Origin of the sequence: Paraburkholderia sp. UCT70 (genome assembly GCF_050434085.1) — a bacterium.
Classification (GTDB): Bacteria; Pseudomonadota; Gammaproteobacteria; order Burkholderiales; family Burkholderiaceae; genus Paraburkholderia; species Paraburkholderia tuberum.
Genome location: NZ_JBNPVZ010000001.1, coordinates 150,767 through 171,718, shown reverse-complemented (window position 1 = coordinate 171,718; position 20,952 = coordinate 150,767). Strand labels below are relative to the sequence as shown.

Sequence of the window (20,952 nt, the reverse complement as noted above, 5' to 3'; positions counted from 1 at the left end):
GCTACCACCTAGTTAAGAAAGACATGACACTTCCGGCACGTAGCTATCTGTGCCGGGATCGAATGACTTGCGAACGATGCACGTCCGTCGACCGTCCGATGGGCTACAGCGAAAAGCTATCAGGCGACTTCTATCATGTGTCCCGCACTTGCGGTTATCAATGGGTCACGATAACCGCCGAAGAGGAAGAAATTGCCGCCGCTGAGCGCATGAAGGACGCGCTCAGCACCGCGAGTTCCAAGGCTGGAACGTGACAACAGGCAACCGGATCAAACATCTACGACGGTACCTACGATACAGGCGTCGCCTCGAGCGAATCCAGCGCGCAGCGCACAAGAGTCTCTCAGTTCTTCTCTAGCATGTCGAAAATCCCCAGCATCATCTGAAATGGAGATCAGCCACCGGTCTCAAATTCCATTGCAGAACTGTTCGCCATCGCGAAAGCGGGGTATTCGCAGTTGAGGTTTGAAGCGGAAGTCAAGCATCTGGGTTTGTCCGGATGTACAAATGCGCGCACCGTCGAGGGGCAAGCATTCCCAGAATTCTTTCCCTTGTCGGAGGAGGACGCGATGCGCATCGTGCGCATGTCGAGCATGACGGGCTCGTCATTTGCCTCCACATGCAATGAAGGCGAGCCGTTGGTGACAAGCCCGTGAATGTTGCGTGGCTTTGCTGGAAAACCTTGCTTTTCGATCGGGTCTCTTCTTCTCCCCGATGCCTCTGCACAGGCTATGAGTTGCGTATAACGATACCCTTAGTTTTCTTGAATTCTCCTATCAGGTCACCTAAGGTTGAGTCCCGCGCCGAATCTTAGCAACGCGGAGTGGGCGCATCTCTAGTACTGGCGTCCACTTAAGTAAGCAACTCTGGAGACTGAAAAATGGCAGCGATGTTTGTAGACCCGATGCGGAATGATCCGAGTGCCTGGAATCCTTTCAGCGCATCACCGCTTCAAGCAAGCCAGCAGCAAGGCACCTTCCAAGGAGGCGATTTCAGCAGCGTTGCACAGCAAATTGCTGGAACGGTTGCCCAGCAGCTTCCTGGGCTTATTATGAATCTGCTCGCGGCATCGCCTCAGCTTTCACAGGCGTTTAGGCAACAAGGCGGATCAGCGGGGCAGTGGGGGCAGTATGGCCTCCAGCCGCAACAGTACGGCCAGTTCCAGCCGCAACAGTACGGCCAGCTCCACCCGCAACAATTCGGCCAGCTCCACCCGCAACAGTACGGCCAGTTCCAGCCGCAACAATTCGGCCAGCTCCAGCCGCAACAGTACGGCCAGTTCCAGCCGCAACAGTACGGCCAGTTCCAGCCCCAACAGTACGGCCAGTTCCAGCCGCAACAGTACGGCCAGTTCCAGCCGCAACAATTCGGCCAGCTCCAGCCGCAACAGTACGGCCAGCTCCAGCCCCAACAATTCGGCCAGTTCCAGCCGCAACAGTACGGCCAGCTCCAGCCCCAACAATTCGGCCAGCTCCAGCCACAAGGAATCGATGTTGGCGTGGTACAGCAAATTGCTGGAACGGTTTCCCAACAGCTTCCCGGGCTTGTTATGAGTTTGCTTGCGTCATCCCCTCAGCTTTCGCAGGCAATCAGGCAGCAAGCCGCATCCCAGTTGGGCATTCACGGTGCTGGCGCCGGTTTTAACCCGCTTGGTGCTGGTGGCCAGCAGCCTGGCTACTTCCAGCAAGGAAACGACTTTGCCAGCATGGCGCAGCAAATTGCTGGAACGATTGCCCAGCAGCTTCCCGGGCTTATTATGAATGTGTTTGCGTCATCGCCTCACTTGTGGGGATCCGGGGGAGTCGGATCAACCGCTATCCATTAAGCATTGAACTTTTCTCATAGTCCAGCCGGTCCATACGGGGTCTATATCGGCATCCCGTCCGGCTGGAAGACTCGTTCACGCCGCAATTGAAAGGTGACCATTCTGACGCGATTATCCTTGCGGCAGCTCACCGTCGCTCCTCGTGACAGGGGAGGCGCATTGGACTTAACGGTGCAAGCGGTGCAACGTGCGGTTGAAGGCACGCCTGGCGCACATGTGCTGCGGGTGGATTCTGACACAGGGGTTGTTGTGGCCGAGGTCCCCAATGACCTGATTGCGGATTTTAAGAGAGTGCTAGGAGATGCCTTCCTTGTCGACCCTAATGCAAAGCTGAAGTTTTGACTAAGGCGGCTGGAGACGGCGGGCACTTCCCATATCAAGCAGATCTAGGAGGGCGATCATGTCTGCATCGAAGTCAGATGACGCGAAAGGGTCCGTTAACCAGGACGCAATGCCGCAGACGAACGCAGGGCAGGGCGGGGCGGATTCGAAAACCGGGGAGGTTACGCCCGGGCGTGTCGAATATCTCGTTGCAGTTCGGCCCAATGCCGGTCTGCATCCAACGGCCACCGATATGATGTTTGCCGCACTTAGCGCGATGCCGGACGTCGAGATTTTGGACCGCATACAGCCTCGTGATGTGACCGCGCCTGCGATAAGCGGGGCCAGCAGTACCAGTGATGTGATCGTAATACGTACCACGTTACAACGCGGGCTCGAACTGCAGATGACTGCAGACCCGACCGTGGTGGTGGAAAGGAATCATGTGTTGGCTCATCTTGCAGACCTTGATCCGCAATTTTCGGGGGTGTCCGCTGGCCTGCCCTTTATCGCGCCAGCAAGCCTTCAGCTGCAGTTCAAGGTCGTGGGCGACAAGCGTCAGCCGCTGCAAAAGGCTCTTATCGTCCTTTACGGCGGCGGCTTCCCCGTGCAAGCGGAAACTGACGCGCACGGCTTGGCGACGCTGACGCTCTTCGGTGGGACGGTCGACACTGTGCAAGCGGTCCATGTAAAGCCCGTCGCCGACTTTTGGGGAAAATGGATTCCGGCTCCGGTGCTCAGCGATAGCGGAGTAAACACGATCAGTGTGGAGCCGTTATCCGCATTCCAGGCGGCGGGTCTCGGGAGTAAGCCGTTTTTGGGATGGGGACAGCGGCTTATGGGGGTTGACGTGCAAGCCACTGGCACTTTAACTGGGCAGGGAAGTCGCGTTGCTATCATCGACTCCGGATGCGACAACAAACATTCAGCATTGACGCACATTCAAATCGGGCGTGACTACACCAACCTGGACGCGGATGGGAAGCCAGACCAGAGCACCTGGACTGTTGACACGATCTCACATGGCACGCACTGCGCCGGCACCATCGCGGGGAACGGGCAGAGCGGTATTCGGGGCTTTGCACCGGCTGGCGAGGTGCATATCCTCAAGCTGTTTCCCGGTGGTGCCTTCGACAACTTGATCAGCGCACTGAAATACGCCATCGATAATCAGATCGACGTCGTGAACTGCAGCCTAGGTAGCAGCCAGAGTTCGGAAATAGTGCAGCAGTGGATGGAGCAAGCCCGGCAAGCCGGAGTCGCTGTAGTCGTAGCTGCGGGAAACTCAGCTGGCCCTGTACAGTTCCCGGCCTCGTTGGCCAGTGTGTTGTCGGTGTCCGCGATCGGACAGCAAGGACAGTATCCCGCCGACACCTGTCATGCGCAGACCATGCCTGCGGGCCCCGGTTTGATCGGCGTCAACGGCGTCTTTGCAGCAAAATTCAGCTGCTTTGGTCCACAGATAAAGGTGTGCGCCCCAGGAGTTGCGATCATTTCCAGTGTGCCAGGTGGCGGGTATGCAGCGTGGGACGGCACTTCCATGGCTGCGGCGCATATCACGGGGCTCGCCGCCCTGGTGGCGGCACATCATCCAGCCGTGAAGGACGCGCCCCGGAACGCGGCGCGGGTAGATCGGCTGTTCCAAACGGTTCTGGCCGCTGCCATGCCGGTTGGACTCAACCCCGTTTATGGTGGTGCCGGCCTTCCCTCTGTATCAGCCGCATTTCAGGCGTCCCTCGCGCCCCAGTCATTCGCTCAGGCTGAAGAAATTATCAGGAACGCACTTTTGGTAGCCATGAACCGATATAGCAGTGGCTTCGTGCCACCTGCTGCGACCATGCAGCAGGGTATGCCGGGTGGTTTCGAGGATCAATTGCGACGCCATTAATGCATAGTTTCGGATTAAGGCTGAGGAGACCCGCTGCGGTGGACGGGGTGAATTACGATTATCTGCGGTAATCCACGATGGGGTTGTCCGCCGCCGGCTCTGCGGGTCGCCTCTGACGACCATGACGCTGGCCGGCGGTGGGCATTGGGCGCACCGTTCGCGGTTATCGTGTCCTGTCTGAATTCCAGAATAGTTCCCGCGCCACGGATTCTGCGAGGCGGCATAAAGCGCAAAAACAGGGGTGAAAGTCCCCGCAGAAATCAAAATTCGCACTGGCTAGTGGGCAAATCCGCGGGCGGTTCACGACAGAATCCGCATCGTGCGAACAGCGTTGCACGATCCTCCTTTGTTCAGCGTTTCCGTAGGCATGCCGAGCAATCGCTTGGCCAACGCCCTGTATTGCGGTTCATGTGGTGCGTCACACTCCCACCCACTTGTGGTCGGCTGCTTGCGCCACGGTCGGTGCGGCAGATGCGCCACGTTGGTGCGAGTCCTCGTCGAGTATGCACCACGCTGTTACCATTTGGCGGGCGACGACGCTGTTGCCATTTGGCGGCTCTTGTCGGGACTCCAGTGCGCCTGCGGGGGCAAGATGGAACGTTTGTTGCGTATGACGGTACGTGTCCGACGGGACATTGTTGCTCTCGTCGGCGCGCTATTTTTGGCGCTTGCAATCGTTTTTCTTCCGGCCCGATGACGGGGGTGGATGGCGGTGCGTGTTCCCCGCCTGAGGATGAACGGCGACGATGGTTACCCGAGGATTCGCGACTTGATCTATCGTGCGAATCGAGCAAAGCCGCCGGCTCGGGGGACGCAACGCCATGGAGCTCACGCAACGGCGGACGCACCCGCCGAGTCACTGGAGGTCCCTATGTTCGACGAGTCCAAACTGCTGTCGGTGGATGACCAACTTGAGCTGCATAGGTGGACGGCCGCTTGGTACGACACAGTAGTCGAAGCAGGCTTCATCCGCCCGACCTATCAGCCCGACAACGCGACCGTAAGTCGCCTCCACGCCTATTTCAACGCCGGCCTGTCGCCCACCGAAGCCGCTCAGGCGCTCTTCAGCCGGAAGCATTGAGGGGCCTCCTGCACTGCGCATCAGCGCAAAAGGGTGCGGCGGTGCGATGAGTAGGTCGATTCAGCGAGTGATGGTTACCTTCGTTCGAAGTGGGATGGCAGCTGCTCATTGAGCGCAGCGGCCCTGACATGCAGAAGCCGGTGCGCATGGGACCTGCCTGCTCGCGCGGTAAATTGTACGAAAGTCAAAGGGATCCCGATTCGGTGATGGTCGCGCGGCGACCATTGCGACGCAGATGCTCGATTCGCCCCGGTCTACAAACGGTCCTCGAAGTGGTTCTGGTGCAAATAGGCTGTCTGGACGAGAAGGTCTCGATAAAAAGGATACCTTATCGATAAGACAGGACCGCATTCCATACGGTGGGTACAGTGGCATCTTTGAGGCCGAGCTTTGCGAGATTGAATTGGCCTTTGCTAATGCGATGCATCAACTCAATGCCGGCCAGAGTGATCGCGGCGTTCCTGAAACGCTTGAAGCCGAGCATGGCATTGGTCCGGGACTTGATATGGCGATGGTCCTGTTCGATCAGATTGTTGAGATATTTCGAAGATCGAACCTTCGTGCCCTCGGGCATCAGGCCGTCGGCCTTCATCTCGCGCACAGCACGGTGTGAGGCGGCATAGCCATCGAGTGTAATGGTTTGCGGCGGCCGCCCCTGATGTTTGATTGCCTTGTTGAAAAAGGCTTTGGCCGCGTTCACGTCGCGTTTCGCCCTGAGCAGGAAGTCAACCGTCTGACCCGCCCGATCTACTGCCCGATAAAGATAGACCCATTTACCGCGGACTCTCAGGTACGTTTCGTCGACACGCCACGACGTTCCCGCAAGCGTGCCGAAACGGTTCCAGCGCTTGACAAACTCCGGCGTGTAACGCTTCACCCAACGAAGGATCGTTGTGTGGGCGAGCGACAGGCCGCGCTCGGCCATCATCTCGACGAGATCACGCAGGCTGAGCTTGTAGCGTAGATACCAGCGCACGCACTGAATGATCACATCGCGGTTGAAGTGACGGCCTGAGAACAGATCGCCCATGTTTTTAAGCTTGCTCATTATCGAATCATGAGATCGGGGAAGCAGCACTCTAACCGATCACATTCACTGTTTGCACCAGAACCTTTCCATCTACGCCGCCGATCGCTAGCTTGTGGCAGCTCGCACACGATATCGTGTTGTCCACCGATAGTCTGACATCGTTGAAAAGCTGCTTCCCGAGCGCGACTTTGCCCGCGTCAGTCGGCAACGAATGTGGCAACGGTTGTACCGGCTCGTTAGCGAACTCTGGTGCAACGCCGGGCGTCGCATATGCGCTGTGTCGCTGTGACGCGATCCAGTCGAGAAGCGCGCGTTGATCGTCGCCGCTCAAGCCGGTGGTCCAGTGTACGAAGCGGAACAGCTTTGGTGGCATGCTGCGTTCGTTCACAACGGTTTCCAGCTTTGCAAGATCGGCTTCGGGGGCCGGTACGCCACTTTCGAGCGCCGCGTACAGGCTGTCGATGCGGAAGTAGGCGAGGCCCGTCTGTATGTCGTGCTCGGCTAGCTGACGAATGCCCGGTAGCGCGGCATAGTTGGGCAGGACAGTTTTCGTCGAGTGGCAGTAATAGCACGCGTTTCGATCCAACACTTCGCGGATGCCGAATGCTTGTGGGGACGCGGCCAGTCTCACGGCCGCTCTTTCCGCATAGTCCTTGTCGTCTATGTACGCGATACCGCTGATGCAGAGATAGCCTATCAGCACGACGGCGATCGACACGATCAGCAGTTTCTTCACTTGCTCTCCTGTTTCGATTTTGGTCGGAATCCCATACCGTTTACATCGGGTAGGTCTTGATGTTGATATCGGCTGCAGAGCGATGACGTGCTGATCGTACAGAACGCACAGGAATTGACTGGTTCCGAGACACGCGCGAAGGGGGTGTCTGCCTATATAACGGACGGATCCTGAGCGAAATCAGTGACGTAGTGCCATGCCGAAAAGCGTTCGTCGAGTTGTTTGCGGTAGAGGGCGGCGCAGGGGATGTCTTCGCTCGGCCTACGCTTGTACATCTCGCACCGACTATCCGTAGTACTTGGCATTCTCTAGCCACGCCGCTTAAAGCGCGTCGATGTCAGAAGGCTCGCATGCGCATCGTCTATCTGAGCCAAGCCGCGCTCGATCAAACGCGGCTGGAGATAACTGAAGCTTAAGCGTACACGGGCTGCACCGCTCGGTCCATGGTGCTTTCCTTCGACGAGTTTCACATTGTGCTTCCGGCGCAACTCGCCGACCAATTCGGCGGAATCGACGCCTTCGGCAAGCGAGACCCAGAACGAAAATCCTCCACTCGGAATCTCGTAATCAGGTTTGCAGAATCGGCAGGCCTGTAACAGCCTATGCATTGCGTCGCGCTTGCTCCGGTAGTGCGTCCGTAGGTGTTCGACGTGAGCGTCCAAAGACGACGACTGCAATAAGGCGAGCGCCATATTGCTGACAATGGGACTCACACCTCCATCGCATTTCAGGTGGGCTAGGCGGTCGACGATTTCCGGCTCGGCCAGCACCCAGCCTACACGAAGCCCGGGGCCTAAGATTTTGGAGAAGCTATGCACATTGATGATGTTACCACCCGCCTGCAGAATCTCGGGTGACGCGCCATCATAGGGCAACTCGCTATAAACCAGGTCCTGCACCAGCCGCACGCCGTTGCGGGACAGTAGAGCCTCCACCTCGACCATATGCCGGTGTGCAAAGTATCGTCCGGTCGGATTGTGGAACGCCGGAGTGGTGTAGTACAACTTGGCTCGCCCCTTTGCGTGCAGCAATGCTTGTTCGAGCAGATCGAGGTCGACGCCCGAGGGATCCGCACCTACTTGCACCACCGTGGCGCCCGCAATAGAGAAGATGCGCAACGCACCGAGATAGGACGGGTCCTCGGTCAGCACGACGTCTCCTGGGTCGATAAAAGCATCGGCGAGCAGTTGCAGGGCTTGTGAAGCGCCGTTCGTCAGAATGACATTGCCACGCGCCATCCGGTACCTTTGGCCAAGCTGTCCGCGCAGTTCGGGAAGGCCATAGGCGTCGGTGTACTGCGGTAGGTCGGAGATGCTGACGCCCGTCTCGACGGTAAGCGGGTCCGGCCATTGCACGCGGGCGAACGTCAAAGGATCGGGAAGCCCATAGGCGAAGTCGACTGTGTCCTTGCCTGAGGTGTAGTCGAATATCCCATAACTGAGCGAAGTGCAACTGCGCATCGACATGACTGGCTCCATCGTTGGTTACGCGGCATCGACGGCGCGCTGGAAGCGCGATTGATATTGGCGGATGAACGAGTCGGCAATCGGCATTCCGAACGGCGGAAATTCGGCCGTCGCTCTGGGAGGCGTAGCCAATAGCGTGGCGTTTGCGCCGAGTGCCGGTGTCCAATTCTCGCCAAAGAACACGTTTCCATAGCGTTCGGCCAGCACTGGCATCACGGGATGGAGCATGCTCAGAAAGACGGATACGTGCACCGGCCGCCACGTTTCCGGGCTCGTGCCGAAGCCCGTCGCGACGAAGTATTCGTCAATCAGATCGAGGGCGTTCCAGAAGCGTACCTGGTCCATCGCGGTGATATAACGTTGGACTATGTCGTCGTGCGCCGGCGTAAGACCGCTTCCATCGACATTCGACGAGTGCAGTGAATCGCCGCGGATGGCGCTTTCCCACGCAAGGATGTGCGAAGCCGACCGGATCAGTTCGCCGATCTGGAAATCGTTATTGTTGGTGCCGAACGGTTTGGCAATCCGAGCGAGCGCATAGCGCAACACACTCGGGTCGACCTGCCGGGATACTTCATCTGCCCAGAGTGCATGGTCGCGGCTGGTCGAGAATTTCTCGCCCTCCAATCTATAGAAGTCCTGGATCGAATGTTTTGCCGGAAGCGGATAGCCGCGCGCAAGCAGGCTGCCAGTCACGCCGATGGTGTAGTAGAAGCGGTTATCTTGGCCCATGAAAAACAGGAGGCGTGTATCGGGGTCGCGCATCACGGTATCGTAGTTGACCTCGTCGCGCGCGCACTGCAAGCGGATCCCCGTCTCGAAACACCAAAGCCCTTCGAACCACGTCATCAACGTTTGACCCGCAATCTTCGCGGGTGCTTCAAGTGTCACACCCCGGTCGAAAATGCGCGACATTGGCAGCGGCCGCGATTCGTCACGCAACCATGCACGCGCTTTACGCTGGATCGTTTGATCCCATTCACTCCCCTTGATCGCATCGTCAAGCATGGCTGCCATGCGAGGGATGTCGAAAACCGCCTGTTCGATGGGGCGAAGCGATAGCGGTTTGCCGCACGACGTGTGGACTGGCGTTCGCAACTTCGAGTGCTGTTGCGCCAAACCGCAGTTTTCGCACAAGTTGCTGTCGGTGGACGCATCGCACGCGGGGCAGAGGCCGACGGCAAGCGAATCGGCCACGAACTCGTCACAGTTTTCGCAGTAGAGTTGATGTCCATCACGCACATCAATGTAGCCTGCAGCTTCCAGCTCGCGAAAGATCTTCAGACTGTTCTGCTTGTGCGTAGCGTCTGTTGTTCTGACGAAGACATCGGGCTCGATGTGCATTGCCCGCAAGCAATCCATTATCTCGTCAATATGCAACTGCGCGACTTCGTCAATCGGGCGACCGAGCTTGCGCGCCTTCACTACCGTATAGGTGCCATGCTCGTCCGCACCTGTGACGTGGTAGGCGCGGTGACCTCTCATGCGTTGAAAGCGAACGAAAAGATCGGTGAGCAGATAGACCCCGCCGATATGGCCGAGATGCAGTTTGCCGTTCGGGCAGGGCGGTGCGGGGCAAACGAAAAAAGTGCGTGTGGTCACGTTAGTCCCACCATATCGATAGAAATTTCAGGCTCGCTGCGGGATCGGCATTGCGAATCGCGTGCTCCCGATTCGGCTCGATATAGAGCAGCGTTGAATCTGCCACTGGCCGCGCCTGGCCATTCACCTCGAAGACTCCCTTGCCTGAAATGAGTACCCACAGTTCATGCTCGGAATGGGAGTGCAGATTGACAGCGCCCGCCGGCACGACCTCAACAATCGACGCGCCGAACGCTGTTGTCAGGCCAGCGGGCAGATGTTCGAGCAGCCGGCAAACAAGAACGCCGTATTCCGGCCGCATCATGGATGGGTCAATCTGCTTTGTGTACACGCACATCCTCCGGTGAATTACATTAGGTGCGATAGAAAATGCCATTTGCCGGCTTCAGATTGTGGATATCCGATTCCTTGCCTTCGGGTGGGTTGTAGGCACGCTTCAGTTTGTTGTATTCCGTACGCGTGGGGCCACCAGTTGAGGCCCGCTGGAACACCAGATAGAGCGTGCGGCGCGAACGGTTGCTTTTGTTGGGCTGCGAATAGTGCGGCGCGTAGTCGTCGAAGACGAAGATGTCGCCGGCCTTCCAGGGCACGGGTTCCCACTTGAACGTCTCGGCCACTTCCGGATGAATCACGCCGCCGGCGTCCATCGGAAACACACCTTTCTGATGGTTGCCCGGACTGAAGAACAGGCCGCCGTTGTCCGGATCGGAATCGTCGATGCCGATGGCGACCACGGCATGCACCATGCGTTCAGGAATATTGTGGGGGATGTGATAGATGTCCTGATGCGGACGATAGCCGCCGCTGTCCGGGTACTTGAAGATGAGCAGTTCCTTGAGCATGCGGGTATCTTCATCGAGAAGCGATTCGACGGCCGTCTGGATGCGCTTGTCGGCCAGCAACAGGTCGCGCAGCTCGTCGTTGAAGTCCAAAAAATTCTCCATCTTTGAAACGATCTTGCGGTCATCCTCGGTCTTCTCGAACCACATCATCCATTTGTTGTCGCTGATTTCCCAGCGCGAGACATCGTTGACCAGAGCAGAAATCTTTTCGCGGGTGACCGGATCGAAAAAGCCCTCTACTTTTAAATATCCATCTTCATGCCACTTGGATTTTTGCGTTTCATTCAGCATACGAACCACCTCGTTAAGGAACGGAGTTTTCAAGGAGAAGTCAGGCGGCGAAATGCGCCTTCATTCGCATGACGCCGAGTAGCACGAGATTGGCGAGTACGGCGCCTAGCAGGACGACGAGCATTGCATCGGCGCCGAAAACGTGAATCAGGGCGCCACATAGGAAAGGGCATCCGAACAGACCGATGAAATAGGCAAGCGTAAAGATTTGCGAAGTCACCGGCACCGAAACGCCGTGGTCTCCGGCGAGGTTCACGGCCATGCCGTTCAGGGTCGAGTAGCTCAGTCCGTAGCCCGTGGCGAACAGCGCGGTAGCGACGATATAAAGCGTCGTGCTGCCGTGGTTCAACAGGAACAGTACGAGCGAGGCGCCGGTCAGCAAAAACAATGCGTGCGCAAGTCGCGCGGGCTTGATGCGTCCCATGGTTCTCGCGAGCGACAAGCGCAGTGCCGCGCTGGTTATCGTGAACGTCAGGAAGAACAGGTCTGGCCTGAGGTTACGCGAGACGGCATAGGGTGTCTGGTAAGTCGCCAGCCCGGCGAAGACACAGGCTGCCAGTGCGATCATTGCGATCGGCACTGCTGTTCGTGCCCTGAGCAGGGCCAACGTGTCGGTCGCGGTAATGGCCACGCGCGTCATCGGCAAACAGGACCTATCCCTCATCGCGTCGCTGGCGATCTTGACGCAGACTGCCGCCACCGCGCATGCCGCAGCGAACAGAAGGTAGGCCAGCGCGATCGAGCCGGTATGTTGGGCGATCAGGCGGCTCAAAGGCGCCGCCATGCCTAGGCCGGCCATTTGCGTGCCGGAGACGAAGGTCAGGTACTGGATACGCGCGTTGGGGCACAGATGATGGATGATTTGCAGCGGCGCGAGTATGAAGAACACGGACCACCCAGCGCCCAACAGCAAACCGCCTGCATAGACGGCACGAATGTCCATTGGCGCAGCGGCGAAGCAGAGCATGCTGCCTGCCATGACGAGCGAGGCCAGCGCGATGGTCGGCATGACACCGATATGCTGGGCTATGCGCCCAGCCACGCAGCAGCAGATCATGGTCGAGACCATGCCGCTCGAAATCACGGCGCCGGCGACATCGCTCTTCATGCCCAGGGATTGCAGGTACTCGGGCAGGAGAAAACTCGTCCCGTACGAAGCGGCGATCACCAGTGAAGCAATCAGAAACGGAATGAACGCCCGTAATTGGAGGGATGCCGGCAAGTGCTCGGCGTGTGAGATCGCACGCTCGCCGGTCGATAGATAAATGGAGGAGCCAGTCATGCGCTTACGCCACTGCCGGTTGACGCGAGGCCTGAGGCGCGTCGCACAGTATCGATCCTGCTTCAGTCTCCTGATCCTCAAGGCTATCGAGCAGTTGCCGGTCCGGAACATCCGGATAGAACGCACGACCTAGCAGACTGTTGATGATGCGGCTGTTCCTGTACGCGACCAGCGAAAGATTGACGCTTTGCAGGCCATGCTGCACGCGGCTTTGGTTTTGCAGATACACGGGACCGGGCATTGGCGCATCGAAGCGCACGGCGTAATCGGGATCGAGCGTTGGCAGACCGTCTTCACGGCTTGCGCCGTCGAGCAGCTTCTGAACGAATGGCAAATGGCGCGGCTGAAAACCGGTTGCCAGGATGATTCTGTCCGCGCTTATGCCATTGCGCTGCGACGTGACGAGCGAGGTCAACCCGATATGCCAGCGACCGCTGCGGCGTGTGATCTCGTCCATTGTCACCGAAGGCAACAGACGAAAGCAGTCGGCTAGCGTGCCATGGACGCTACGTTCATACAACGCTTCATAGAGCCGGTTGCACAGGCTGGCGGAGATGCCGTCGCTGGTGAGCTTTTCGCTTTCGACAATGGCCCGGCGCTGCTGGATCGGCAGCGTGTGAAAGCGTTGGCTATAACTGGGCATGTATGCTTCATTGACAAATGCGTTGTCGTCCATCGCAAACAGATTGGCGCGCGACGTCGCCCAAGTGATCTTGTCGGGACCTGACTCGGTCAGCATGTGCTCGACGACTTCCGCGCCGCTCTGCCCGCCGCCCACCACCAGCACATGTTCGTCTTCGCTGAACGGTTTCCGGTTAAGGTAGTCGTCTACGTGATAGACCGTCTCGCCGACCACCTGCCGCGCACATGCCGGCACCTTGGGTTCGACGCCGACCCCAACCACTACCGCGCGCGCATGATATGTGCGCGCGGTAGTGGTCACGCAATAGCCCTTATTGCAGGGCCTGATATCGATCACCTCCTCGCCGAATCGAAGCGTGTCCAGGCATTGCGCGACCCATTGGTAATAGTGGGTGAACTCACGTCGCGACGTGCTGTTTCCACCTTTATTCGCGAAGCTGTACAGGCGTCGATGTACAGCGAGATAGTTGAGAAAGGAATATGGGCTTGTGGGATTCACCAGGGTCACACAATCCTTGAGCGGCGACACCTGGAGTTGACTTTGGGGCAGCATGAGCCCCGGATGCCAGGAGAATTTTATGCGCTTCTCAAAGAAAAGCGCTCGCAGACCGGTGGGCTGAATGAGCGCCGCGAGGCTTAGATTGAACGGTCCGATACCGATACCGATGACGTCTAGCATGTCCATAGGAAGGTTGTTCCGCCGTTAGAGGGGAATTGGCCAACCGATATAGTGCAGCGCAATTCCCGTGGACTAAGATTGAGGTGGTCGTGCCGGCGTACTGCGTAGCCGATGCCCGCTGCAGGAAAACGAAAGCAGTAGATGACGATCGCTTTTCTTCCCAATGGCATTCTGGCCAGCACTATGCTTGGTTTGACATTACCTCGGGCCGCCTGAGCAAATCATACGAGGAATTGAGAAGCTGAACACTTTGAACATACGCAAACCTTGAGGTGCGTCAATTGTCCACGCGGCGTTGTCGGCGTTCAGACGCCGGATCACGCGCAGCCCAACGAGAGTTGTCACGTTGCTCAGCGGTTCGGATAACATCCGGGACTCAGAACATCGAATCGGTCTATCGTGGCCATCGCGTTCCGGCGATCGTCATCAATCGCGTCGTGCAAGAGGCCGGTCGAAAAAAGTGGACGCTAACATTCCGTAAAATTGAGGGGTGGAGGCATTGATGAACCGAATCCCCAAAGGTGCGTAAAGGAATTTCATGAAGAAGCAGTAAAGCTGGTAACGGCCGATGGCCTCGGCGTGTTCGAAGCCGCATATCAATTGTCGATTTCGATGAAGACGTTGGCGAGCTGGGTTCGTGCCGCAAAGGACGGCAGTGTCGGGGTCGAGTGGCCAGCCGGCCGTGTGAATGACGAGACCAGGCTTGTGCTTGACCGGATCGATCTCGCACAATTCCTTGATTCCAATGCCGTACACCTGCGGGTCCGACTTCTGCCGAAGCTTGAACTTGTCCATCAGCTCGCGGCCGAGATGCCCGCGCGCGCCTTCGCAGAACAGCGTGTATTTAGCGTGCAGTTCCATGCCGAGCTGGAAATTCTCGGTCGGCTCCCCATCATTGCCAACGCCCATGTTGCCGGTAATGACGCCTTTGACCGAGCCGTCCTCGGCATAAAGCACTTCGGCGGCCGGAAAGCCGGGGAAAATCTCGATGCCCAGCGCTTCCGCCTGCTGACCAAGCCAGCGCGTTACATTGGCAAGCGAAATGACGTAGTTGCCGTGAAGTTGTCGGGAAGCAGCCAGTTCGGTACCTGCTTCGCGCTGTGCCGCGACAGGAAAAGGAAGCGGTCTTCCGTCACTTCGACATGCAGTGGCGCGCCTTTTTCTTTCCAGTCAGGAATCAGTTCGGAGAGGCCGCGTGGATCCATCACCGCACCGGACACGACATGCGCGTCAATTTCCGATCCCTTTTCCAGCACGCATACACCTATATCGACACACGTGTCTTCGGCCAGTTGCTTTAACCGGATGGCTGACGACAACCCAGCCGGGCAGCCGCCGACGATGACGACGTCATATTCCATCGATTCGCGCTCAACCGGAACCGTGTTACTTTCTGAATTCATATCTGTCAGATGTCAAAGTTCGTTGATCAACCACTGTTGTTCCCATATGTGCGCATGAGATGTCAGCCACTGCTATACACGACCAGCGAAACACGGCGTGCGGAGCAAAATCCTTTACCTGTGAACCGGGTGGTAAATCTCATCGACGCTACGTTCTTCGTCAACATACGGGGAAGGGAAACCCCCTCATGCAGCCTGCCACACCACGCCAAGTTACGGACACGAGATCATTGGCGACGGGTCGCGTTAAAGTTGGTTTACAGCCGAAAGAGCCGCACCGACCATTGCGCGAAGCGTAGGTTGGAGCACTGATGCACGTCTCGGCTCGTAATTGAAAGGGTGCGACTCGTTCATATAGATGCTCTGGCACATCTCGAGTTGCAAGGCATGTATTCCATTCTGCGGAGCCCCAAAGCGACGGGTGATGTAGCCGCCCTTGAAACGACCATTCGCGATCCATGTATAGCTGCTCTCACCCGCAACGTCGGTCGCCGCCCGGAGAACCGCGTCGTCGGCCGTGCGCCCATCCTGAGTTCCAAAGTTGAGGTCGGGCAGCTTTCCTTCGAAGAGCCGGGGGAGCACGCTGGTAATCGAGTGTGCTTCCCACAACAGAACGTTTCTGTGTTGATCCCGGAGTCGCCCGAGTTCTTGTTCGATTGCATTATGGTATGGGTGCCAGTAGTCGTATACGGGCCTTCTCGGCGGCATCCAGGACACGACCTTCCCTATATATTGGCTCGCCCCTGAATGTTTGCTCGGGAAACAGCCCCGTGGTTGTCTGGCCCGGATAAAGGCTTTCGTCCGATGGCGGCCGGTTGAGATCGATCACGTACCGCGAAACATGAGCTTGCAGGACGGTCGCGCCGAACTCCGAAGCGAAATTGTAAAGGCGGTCGAGGTGCCAGTCGGTGTCGGCGACCGTCAAAGCGATGTCTGTATAGTCAGATTGAAGATAACCAGGGATGATTGATCCCAAATGCGGGATTGATATCAACAGCGGTGCCTCACCGCGGGAGACCGAGAATATCTCTTCCATAAGGGTACTTGAACGATTGAAGTTGCTATTGGAGCGCGTCCTCAGCCAATGCTGGAAGTGCTCTTCGAAGTGACGGTCGGATGATGCTTTCGATGACTCGACGCGTGAGATTCACGATTTCTCCAGCGAGTTTCTCCCACTCACCTTCGCGATGGAGTAGAAAGAAGTCTCGTCGGCTGAGCCGCCCAGGCGGCAGCGGCAAGACGACGATGTCTTCCAGATATTGCCGGGCCTGCCAAAGACATAGCGGGGTCGATATAGCAAAACCAAGATCGGCACTTACGAGGCTCAGCAACGGATCTGTGGCATCAAACTCGTACCGACGAGGACTATCTATCTGCAAGTGACGCGCAAAGCGATCTATCTGCTGTCCAATGACCGACCGGGCGGTGTAACGGATCAACGGCAAATCCGCGGCCAACTCCTTCCAGCCAACGCTATGCCCTTCGTGTCTTTGCATCCATCGGCGCGGCGCCACTGCTACGAATGCCTCTGAAAAAAGCGGCACTTCGACGATGCGGCTCTCATCAAGCATTGTCTGGGTACAAACTACCACGTCAACTTCCCGGTCATGCATCTGCGCCAACAGACCTGGCGTCAACCCGGACCACATTGCCAGTTGGCTCGCCGTGCCTGATAGCGCGCGGATCAGTTCTGGCCCTATGGTCGCCGCGAAAGAGTCGACACATCCCAATCGCATAGCGGGCGTCCCGGAAGCTAGCGCGCTACCCAGCCGGTTCTCGACCGTCTGGGCATGATCAAGAAGAGGGCCTGACAGTTCAAACAGCGTTCGTCCCGCTATGGTCAATCGTAGGGGTCGACTACCGCGGTCGAAAAACTCTACGTCTAAATCTCGTTCAAGTGCTCCAACCAATTGACTAACAGCACTTTGGCTGACACCCAGGCGCTTCGCCGCACTCGTCATTGATCCCGACTCACACACCGTCACGAAAGCCTGAAGCGCGCGTAAGTCGATTGGTGTCTGCGTCCGTTTCATTGCTCGCCTCGCCTGACGGCCGTCTTGTCCCGACCAAGCCTGTGGAAAATTCTGCCATCGGAACGGGTTGTAGAAACGATGAAAAGCAATCCTGCTGCATCAGAATAAGTTTAGCTTATGAAGCAGGCCTCGCAATCTCCCGCAACCAGAATGAGCTGCAACAACCATTCTGAGATCTCTCATGAAACACTACGACCACATCGTCATTGGCGCAGGCGTGATCGGAACGTCAGTCGCGTTCCACCTATCGAATCTGGGTGCCAGGAACGTGCTAGTGCTAGACCGAGCGACGATCGGCGCCGGCACTACGTCGCAATCCTCAGGCATTCTTCGCACTCACTATTCGGTCAAGGAAAACGTGGAACTGGCGCGAAAGTCCTGGTCCGTCTTCAATGACTTCGCAGCGTATCTGGAGGACGAGGAGGCATCGTGCGGCCTGGTCAAATGCGGATACATGATTGTTGCCGGCGAAGGGGACAAGCTTGAGCCGCTTCGTGCCGCCCTGAATCAGCAGAAGGAGCAAGGCATTCCGCTGGAGATCTTGAATGCACAACAGGCTGGCGAGCTCCTTCCGATTGCGCAATTCGAGGACGCGGCCCTGATTGGGTATGAGCCAGAAGCGGGATTCGCCGACGCCTACTTAACCGCAACCAGCTTCGCGCGCGCTGCGCGCCGCAGGGGCGTGACCATAAAGGAAAACGTCACGGTCAACAAGCTGGTAATACGGGACGGGAAAGTGAGCGGCGTCTCGACGACCGCAGGCGATTTCACCGCTCAGAATGTCATCAGCACGCAAAACATCTGGACGCCCGAACTTGCCGGCTGGACGGGGCGGGAGCTTCCTGTTGCACCGGAGCGTCACGCGGTGCTGGCGCTGGAATGTCGTGAAGCCCCCTACACCTTCTCAATGCCAGTATTCAAAGACCTGGCGTCGCAGGGGATGCTTTATTACCGCAGCTACGGCGGCAATCAGATGCTGGTTAGTGAGGGCGTCGTTGGCGAAAAGCTCAACGCAGCCGACACAGAGCAAGGCGATATCCCTATGGACTACATCGTGAATGTCGGCACCCAAGTGGCGGAACGCTTTACGGCCTACGAGACAGCCGGCATCGCGTCATCGTGGACCGGCGTGTACGACGTCACCCCTGACTGGAATCCGGTACTCGGCGCGTTGCCCGGTGTCGAAGGCTTGATTCTCGGATATGGATTTTCGGGGCACGGCTTCAAGCTTTCACCTACCGTCGGCAAAGTTCTCGCACAGAGCGCACTGGGCCTGCTGACTGACGTATCGCTCCTTCCATACTCGATTGAGCGCTTTTCGACCGGCGCCCTCCTTACTGGAAAATATGGCCTCGGTGCAGTCTCCTGATAAACCATTGCCGGCGGGGCTCTCAGTCAAGAGCCTTGGATCCTTCCCAAGCGAGCCCTGGCGCAACGGCGGCGGGACGACGCGGACATTGGTTCAGGATTCTGACGGGGGGTGGCGCATCAGCCTTGCCGATGTGGAGCAGGATGGCCCTTATTCCCAGTTTCCTGGAATGACGCGCTTGTCACTGGTGTTGAAAGGCGATGGCGTCACGCTTCGCAATGGCGATCTCGAGGTCACGTTGCGTCTGCGAAACGCCGCAGTCTATGCCGGGGACCGAACATGGACAGCGACCCTGCATGGCGGAACAGTCCTTGCATTGAACGCGATTGCGAAGCACGGGCGCTACCGAACCAACGTTGAGATGCTGTCTGAACACTCTCACGTTCCGCCGGCTGCACACGCACTGATAGTCAATCTTTTTGGCAGTTGCACGATGCTGGTTGGAGAGATCGACAAGCTGACGGTTAAGGCTGGCGATGTCTTGATCCGCGACACGAGCGGTCCTTCGCTGAGATGCGTCAAAACCTCAAAGAGCGCGGACGTCGCTCTAGTCACAATTGAATCAATATTCCGTCGGTGAACCGAGGGTCTCGTCAGTAAAGAGGAGCTAGCGTAATGAAGGTAATGACCGCAATCAAACGCGTCGTCGACTACAACGTGAAGGTCCGCGTGAAGGGCGATCAAACCGGAGTCGACATTGTCAACGTGAAGATGTCCATGAATCCGTTCGACGAAATCGCGACCGAAGCTGCTGTCCGTCTGAAAGAAGCGGGGCAGGCCACCGAGGTCCTGGCGGTATCATGCGGCGTCCCACAGATCCAGGAGACGCTCCGTACGGCACTGGCGATCGGGGCAGACCGCGGCGTGCTCGTTCAAACGGACGTCGAGTTGCAACCGCTGGCCGTTGCAAAGCTGCTGGCGGCGGTCGTCGAGAAAGAGCAGCCGAAGCTGGTCATTCTCGGTAAACAGGCCATTGATGATGATGCAGGCCAGACTGGCCAGCTACTTGCTGCGCTATTGGACTGGCCGCAAGCAACATTCGCAAGCCACATTTCCATCGCCGGCGAAATTGCCACCGTCACACGCGAGGTCGATGGTGGCGTCGAGGTAATCGACCTGACGCTGCCGGCAATTGTCACGACTGATCTTCGACTGAATGAGCCGCGATACGTGACGTTACCCAACATCATGAAGGCGAAGAAAAAGCCGATCACCACGGTGACTCCTGACGAACTGGGCGTTGACCCCACGCCTCGCTTACGGACGTTGAAGGTGGTGGAACCGGCCGCACGAAAGGCAGGCGTCCGCGTTGCTGATGTTGCTGAGCTCGTCGAAAAACTGAAAACCGAAGCGAAGGTAATCTGATGAGCACTCTCGTAATCGCCGAGCACGACAACGAACGGATCAAAACGTCGACTCTTCATACGGTCACTGCGGGTCGTCAATTGGGCGACAGGGTACATGTTCTGATCGCTGGCCATGCGGCACAACCTGCCGCGCAGGCTGCGAGCCAGATCGAGGGCGTCGACAAAGTCATTCTGGTCGATGCTCCCTGGCTGGCAGACGCTATCGCCGAGAACATAGCGGCGCAGATACTTAGCTTATCCGTCGGCTATACACACCTCCTTTTTCCCGCCACAGCGTTCGGGAAGAATGTCGCGCCGCGCGTCGCCGCAAAACTCGACGCGTCACAGGTCTCGGATGCCATCGCGATTCGCTCGCCTGATACCTTCGATCGACCCATTTATGCCGGCAATGCGATCGCGACCGTGCAAAGCAATGACACCGTCAAGGTGGCAACGATTCGTACGACTGCGTTCGAACCAGCCCCTTTCTCCGGAGGAACGGCGGCAATCGAGACGCGTGAACCGGTTGCGGAGAATGGCCGCGCTCGTTTCGTTCGCCGGGAAGTCGCCATCAGCGAACGTCCCGACCTTACGTCGGCACGCGTCGTCGTGTCCGGCGGTCGGGGCCTTGGAAGCGCCGAGAACTTCTCGCTTTTGGACCCGGTCGCACAGAAGCTCGGAGCCGCTGTCGGTGCGTCGAGAGCTGCTGTTGACTCTGGGTTTGCACCGAATGACTGGCAGGTGGGGCAGACCGGAAAGATCGTTGCACCGCAGTTGTACATCGCAGTTGGAATTTCAGGCGCGATCCAACACTTGGCCGGCATGAAAGATTCGAAAATCATTGTCGCGATAAACAAAGATCCCGATGCACCTATCTTCAGTGTCGCAGATTACGGACTGGTGGGTGACCTGTTCGAAATATTGCCGGAGCTTGCCACGCAGCTTTGACGGGATTCGGCGCGGCCTTGGACGGTCGCTCGCGGCTGTCAACATTCCGACGCGAGCCCCATGAATCCAGAAAATGCGTTTCGCCCTATCGCCGCCGTTGCGGGACGCCGATAACCAGCGTCCCGCAACGGCGGCTTCCTGGGCGAAGGTCCTCAGCACCAACGTACG

18 protein-coding genes and 2 pseudogenes are annotated in these 20,952 nt (G+C 57.7%); 8 read left to right on the top strand and 12 right to left on the bottom strand.

Annotated elements, in window-relative coordinates; translation table 11 throughout:
• The first annotated feature begins 98 nt into the window (after nucleotides 1-98).
• Nucleotides 99-254 carry a hypothetical protein gene (locus OKW41_RS00900; protein ID WP_429571217.1) on the top strand — a complete coding sequence of 52 codons (156 nt, stop codon included), beginning with the start codon at nucleotides 99-101 and terminating at the stop codon, nucleotides 252-254.
• Between the two features lie 854 nt (nucleotides 255-1,108).
• Here OKW41_RS00900 and OKW41_RS00895 read toward each other — a convergent pair.
• Nucleotides 1,109-1,531, bottom strand: coding sequence for a hypothetical protein (locus tag OKW41_RS00895; RefSeq protein WP_429571216.1), 423 nt, complete (start codon nucleotides 1,529-1,531; stop codon nucleotides 1,109-1,111).
• Nucleotides 1,532-1,559: 28 nt separating this feature from the next.
• Between OKW41_RS00895 and OKW41_RS00890 the strand changes: the two genes are divergently transcribed.
• The 3 genes from OKW41_RS00890 to OKW41_RS00880 all read left to right on the top strand — a co-directional run bounded on the left by OKW41_RS00890 (nucleotide 1,560) and on the right by OKW41_RS00880 (nucleotide 5,115).
• On the top strand, nucleotides 1,560-1,760 hold the full coding sequence (locus tag OKW41_RS00890; RefSeq protein ID WP_429571215.1) for a hypothetical protein: 201 nt from the start codon (nucleotides 1,560-1,562) through the stop codon (nucleotides 1,758-1,760).
• Between the two features lie 465 nt (nucleotides 1,761-2,225).
• Nucleotides 2,226-4,034: a S8 family serine peptidase gene (locus tag OKW41_RS00885; RefSeq protein ID WP_429571214.1), complete on the top strand. Its 1,809-nt coding sequence runs from the start codon at nucleotides 2,226-2,228 to the stop codon at nucleotides 4,032-4,034.
• 871 nt (nucleotides 4,035-4,905) lie between these two features.
• Entirely contained in the window at nucleotides 4,906-5,115 is a 210-nt protein-coding gene (locus OKW41_RS00880; RefSeq protein ID WP_429571213.1) for a hypothetical protein, read from the top strand.
• Between the two features lie 328 nt (nucleotides 5,116-5,443).
• Here OKW41_RS00880 and OKW41_RS00875 read toward each other — a convergent pair whose 3' ends face one another.
• From OKW41_RS00875 to OKW41_RS00825, 11 genes and pseudogenes are all read right to left on the bottom strand, one after another.
• Nucleotides 5,444-6,163, bottom strand: a complete 720-nt coding sequence (locus OKW41_RS00875; RefSeq protein WP_429571424.1) for an IS6 family transposase — start codon at nucleotides 6,161-6,163, stop codon at nucleotides 5,444-5,446.
• Nucleotides 6,164-6,194: 31 nt separating this feature from the next.
• Complete coding sequence (locus OKW41_RS00870) at nucleotides 6,195-6,863, bottom strand: heme-binding domain-containing protein (RefSeq protein ID WP_429571212.1); 669 nt, start codon at nucleotides 6,861-6,863, stop codon at nucleotides 6,195-6,197.
• A 326-nt stretch (nucleotides 6,864-7,189) separates the two neighbouring features.
• The gene (locus OKW41_RS00865) at nucleotides 7,190-8,347 is read right to left on the bottom strand and encodes a PLP-dependent aminotransferase family protein (protein ID WP_429571211.1); all 1,158 of its coding nucleotides are present in this window, start codon (nucleotides 8,345-8,347) and stop codon (nucleotides 7,190-7,192) included.
• A gap of 18 nt (nucleotides 8,348-8,365) precedes the next feature.
• Nucleotides 8,366-9,949, bottom strand: a complete 1,584-nt coding sequence (locus tag OKW41_RS00860) for a class I tRNA ligase family protein (RefSeq protein ID WP_429571210.1) — start codon at nucleotides 9,947-9,949, stop codon at nucleotides 8,366-8,368.
• 1 nt (nucleotide 9,950) lies between these two features.
• Nucleotides 9,951-10,286: a cupin domain-containing protein gene (locus tag OKW41_RS00855; protein WP_429571423.1), complete on the bottom strand. Its 336-nt coding sequence runs from the start codon at nucleotides 10,284-10,286 to the stop codon at nucleotides 9,951-9,953.
• 16 nt (nucleotides 10,287-10,302) lie between these two features.
• Nucleotides 10,303-11,082 carry a phytanoyl-CoA dioxygenase family protein gene (locus OKW41_RS00850; protein ID WP_429571209.1) on the bottom strand — a complete coding sequence of 260 codons (780 nt, stop codon included), beginning with the start codon at nucleotides 11,080-11,082 and terminating at the stop codon, nucleotides 10,303-10,305.
• A 40-nt stretch (nucleotides 11,083-11,122) separates the two neighbouring features.
• Nucleotides 11,123-12,364 (bottom strand): MFS transporter, encoded by a 1,242-nt coding sequence (locus tag OKW41_RS00845; protein ID WP_429571208.1) that lies wholly within the window; start codon nucleotides 12,362-12,364, stop codon nucleotides 11,123-11,125.
• A gap of 4 nt (nucleotides 12,365-12,368) precedes the next feature.
• On the bottom strand, nucleotides 12,369-13,691 hold the full coding sequence (locus OKW41_RS00840) for a lysine N(6)-hydroxylase/L-ornithine N(5)-oxygenase family protein (RefSeq protein WP_429571207.1): 1,323 nt from the start codon (nucleotides 13,689-13,691) through the stop codon (nucleotides 12,369-12,371).
• Nucleotides 13,692-14,339: 648 nt separating this feature from the next.
• Nucleotides 14,340-15,088, bottom strand: a pseudogene (locus OKW41_RS00835) (NAD(P)/FAD-dependent oxidoreductase); the annotation flags it as partial.
• Nucleotides 15,089-15,334: 246 nt separating this feature from the next.
• A pseudogene (gene hutG / locus OKW41_RS00830) lies at nucleotides 15,335-16,124 on the bottom strand (N-formylglutamate deformylase).
• 25 nt (nucleotides 16,125-16,149) lie between these two features.
• Nucleotides 16,150-17,121: a LysR family transcriptional regulator gene (locus tag OKW41_RS00825; RefSeq protein ID WP_429571206.1), complete on the bottom strand. Its 972-nt coding sequence runs from the start codon at nucleotides 17,119-17,121 to the stop codon at nucleotides 16,150-16,152.
• Nucleotides 17,122-17,302: 181 nt separating this feature from the next.
• On the opposite strand from OKW41_RS00825, the gene OKW41_RS00820 reads away from it, so the two are divergent.
• Genes OKW41_RS00820 through OKW41_RS00805 form a run of 4 tightly spaced genes read left to right on the top strand, consistent with a single transcriptional unit; the run spans nucleotide 17,303 to nucleotide 20,784 of the window.
• Nucleotides 17,303-18,490 carry an NAD(P)/FAD-dependent oxidoreductase gene (locus OKW41_RS00820; protein ID WP_429571205.1) on the top strand — a complete coding sequence of 396 codons (1,188 nt, stop codon included), beginning with the start codon at nucleotides 17,303-17,305 and terminating at the stop codon, nucleotides 18,488-18,490.
• Nucleotides 18,468-19,070, top strand: coding sequence for a HutD/Ves family protein (locus OKW41_RS00815; protein ID WP_429571204.1), 603 nt, complete (start codon nucleotides 18,468-18,470; stop codon nucleotides 19,068-19,070). The genes OKW41_RS00820 and OKW41_RS00815 overlap by 23 nt, the downstream gene beginning before the upstream one ends.
• 35 nt (nucleotides 19,071-19,105) lie before the next feature.
• On the top strand, nucleotides 19,106-19,855 hold the full coding sequence (locus OKW41_RS00810; RefSeq protein ID WP_429571203.1) for an electron transfer flavoprotein subunit beta/FixA family protein: 750 nt from the start codon (nucleotides 19,106-19,108) through the stop codon (nucleotides 19,853-19,855).
• Nucleotides 19,855-20,784, top strand: coding sequence for an electron transfer flavoprotein subunit alpha/FixB family protein (locus OKW41_RS00805; protein ID WP_429571202.1), 930 nt, complete (start codon nucleotides 19,855-19,857; stop codon nucleotides 20,782-20,784). Before OKW41_RS00810 ends, OKW41_RS00805 begins: the two co-directional genes overlap by 1 nt.
• Nucleotides 20,785-20,952 lie beyond the last annotated feature (168 nt).

Bases quoted from the DNA above. Each gene is read 5' to 3' on its own strand.
- OKW41_RS00900 (WP_429571217.1), top strand. From the start codon at position 99: ATGGGCTACAGCGAAAAGCTATCAGGCGACTTCTATCATGTGTCCCGC.
- OKW41_RS00885 (WP_429571214.1), top strand. From the start codon at position 2,226: ATGTCTGCATCGAAGTCAGATGACGCGAAAGGGTCCGTTAACCAGGAC.
- OKW41_RS00880 (WP_429571213.1), top strand. From the start codon at position 4,906: ATGTTCGACGAGTCCAAACTGCTGTCGGTGGATGACCAACTTGAGCTG.
- OKW41_RS00875 (WP_429571424.1), bottom strand. From the start codon at position 6,163: ATGAGCAAGCTTAAAAACATGGGCGATCTGTTCTCAGGCCGTCACTTC.
- OKW41_RS00865 (WP_429571211.1), bottom strand. From the start codon at position 8,347: ATGTCGATGCGCAGTTGCACTTCGCTCAGTTATGGGATATTCGACTAC.
- OKW41_RS00855 (WP_429571423.1), bottom strand. From the start codon at position 10,286: ATGTGCGTGTACACAAAGCAGATTGACCCATCCATGATGCGGCCGGAA.
- OKW41_RS00850 (WP_429571209.1), bottom strand. From the start codon at position 11,082: ATGCTGAATGAAACGCAAAAATCCAAGTGGCATGAAGATGGATATTTA.
- OKW41_RS00845 (WP_429571208.1), bottom strand. From the start codon at position 12,364: ATGACTGGCTCCTCCATTTATCTATCGACCGGCGAGCGTGCGATCTCA.
- OKW41_RS00840 (WP_429571207.1), bottom strand. From the start codon at position 13,691: ATGGACATGCTAGACGTCATCGGTATCGGTATCGGACCGTTCAATCTA.
- OKW41_RS00825 (WP_429571206.1), bottom strand. From the start codon at position 17,121: ATGAAACGGACGCAGACACCAATCGACTTACGCGCGCTTCAGGCTTTC.
- OKW41_RS00820 (WP_429571205.1), top strand. From the start codon at position 17,303: ATGAAACACTACGACCACATCGTCATTGGCGCAGGCGTGATCGGAACG.
- OKW41_RS00815 (WP_429571204.1), top strand. From the start codon at position 18,468: ATGGCCTCGGTGCAGTCTCCTGATAAACCATTGCCGGCGGGGCTCTCA.
- OKW41_RS00810 (WP_429571203.1), top strand. From the start codon at position 19,106: ATGAAGGTAATGACCGCAATCAAACGCGTCGTCGACTACAACGTGAAG.
- OKW41_RS00805 (WP_429571202.1), top strand. From the start codon at position 19,855: ATGAGCACTCTCGTAATCGCCGAGCACGACAACGAACGGATCAAAACG.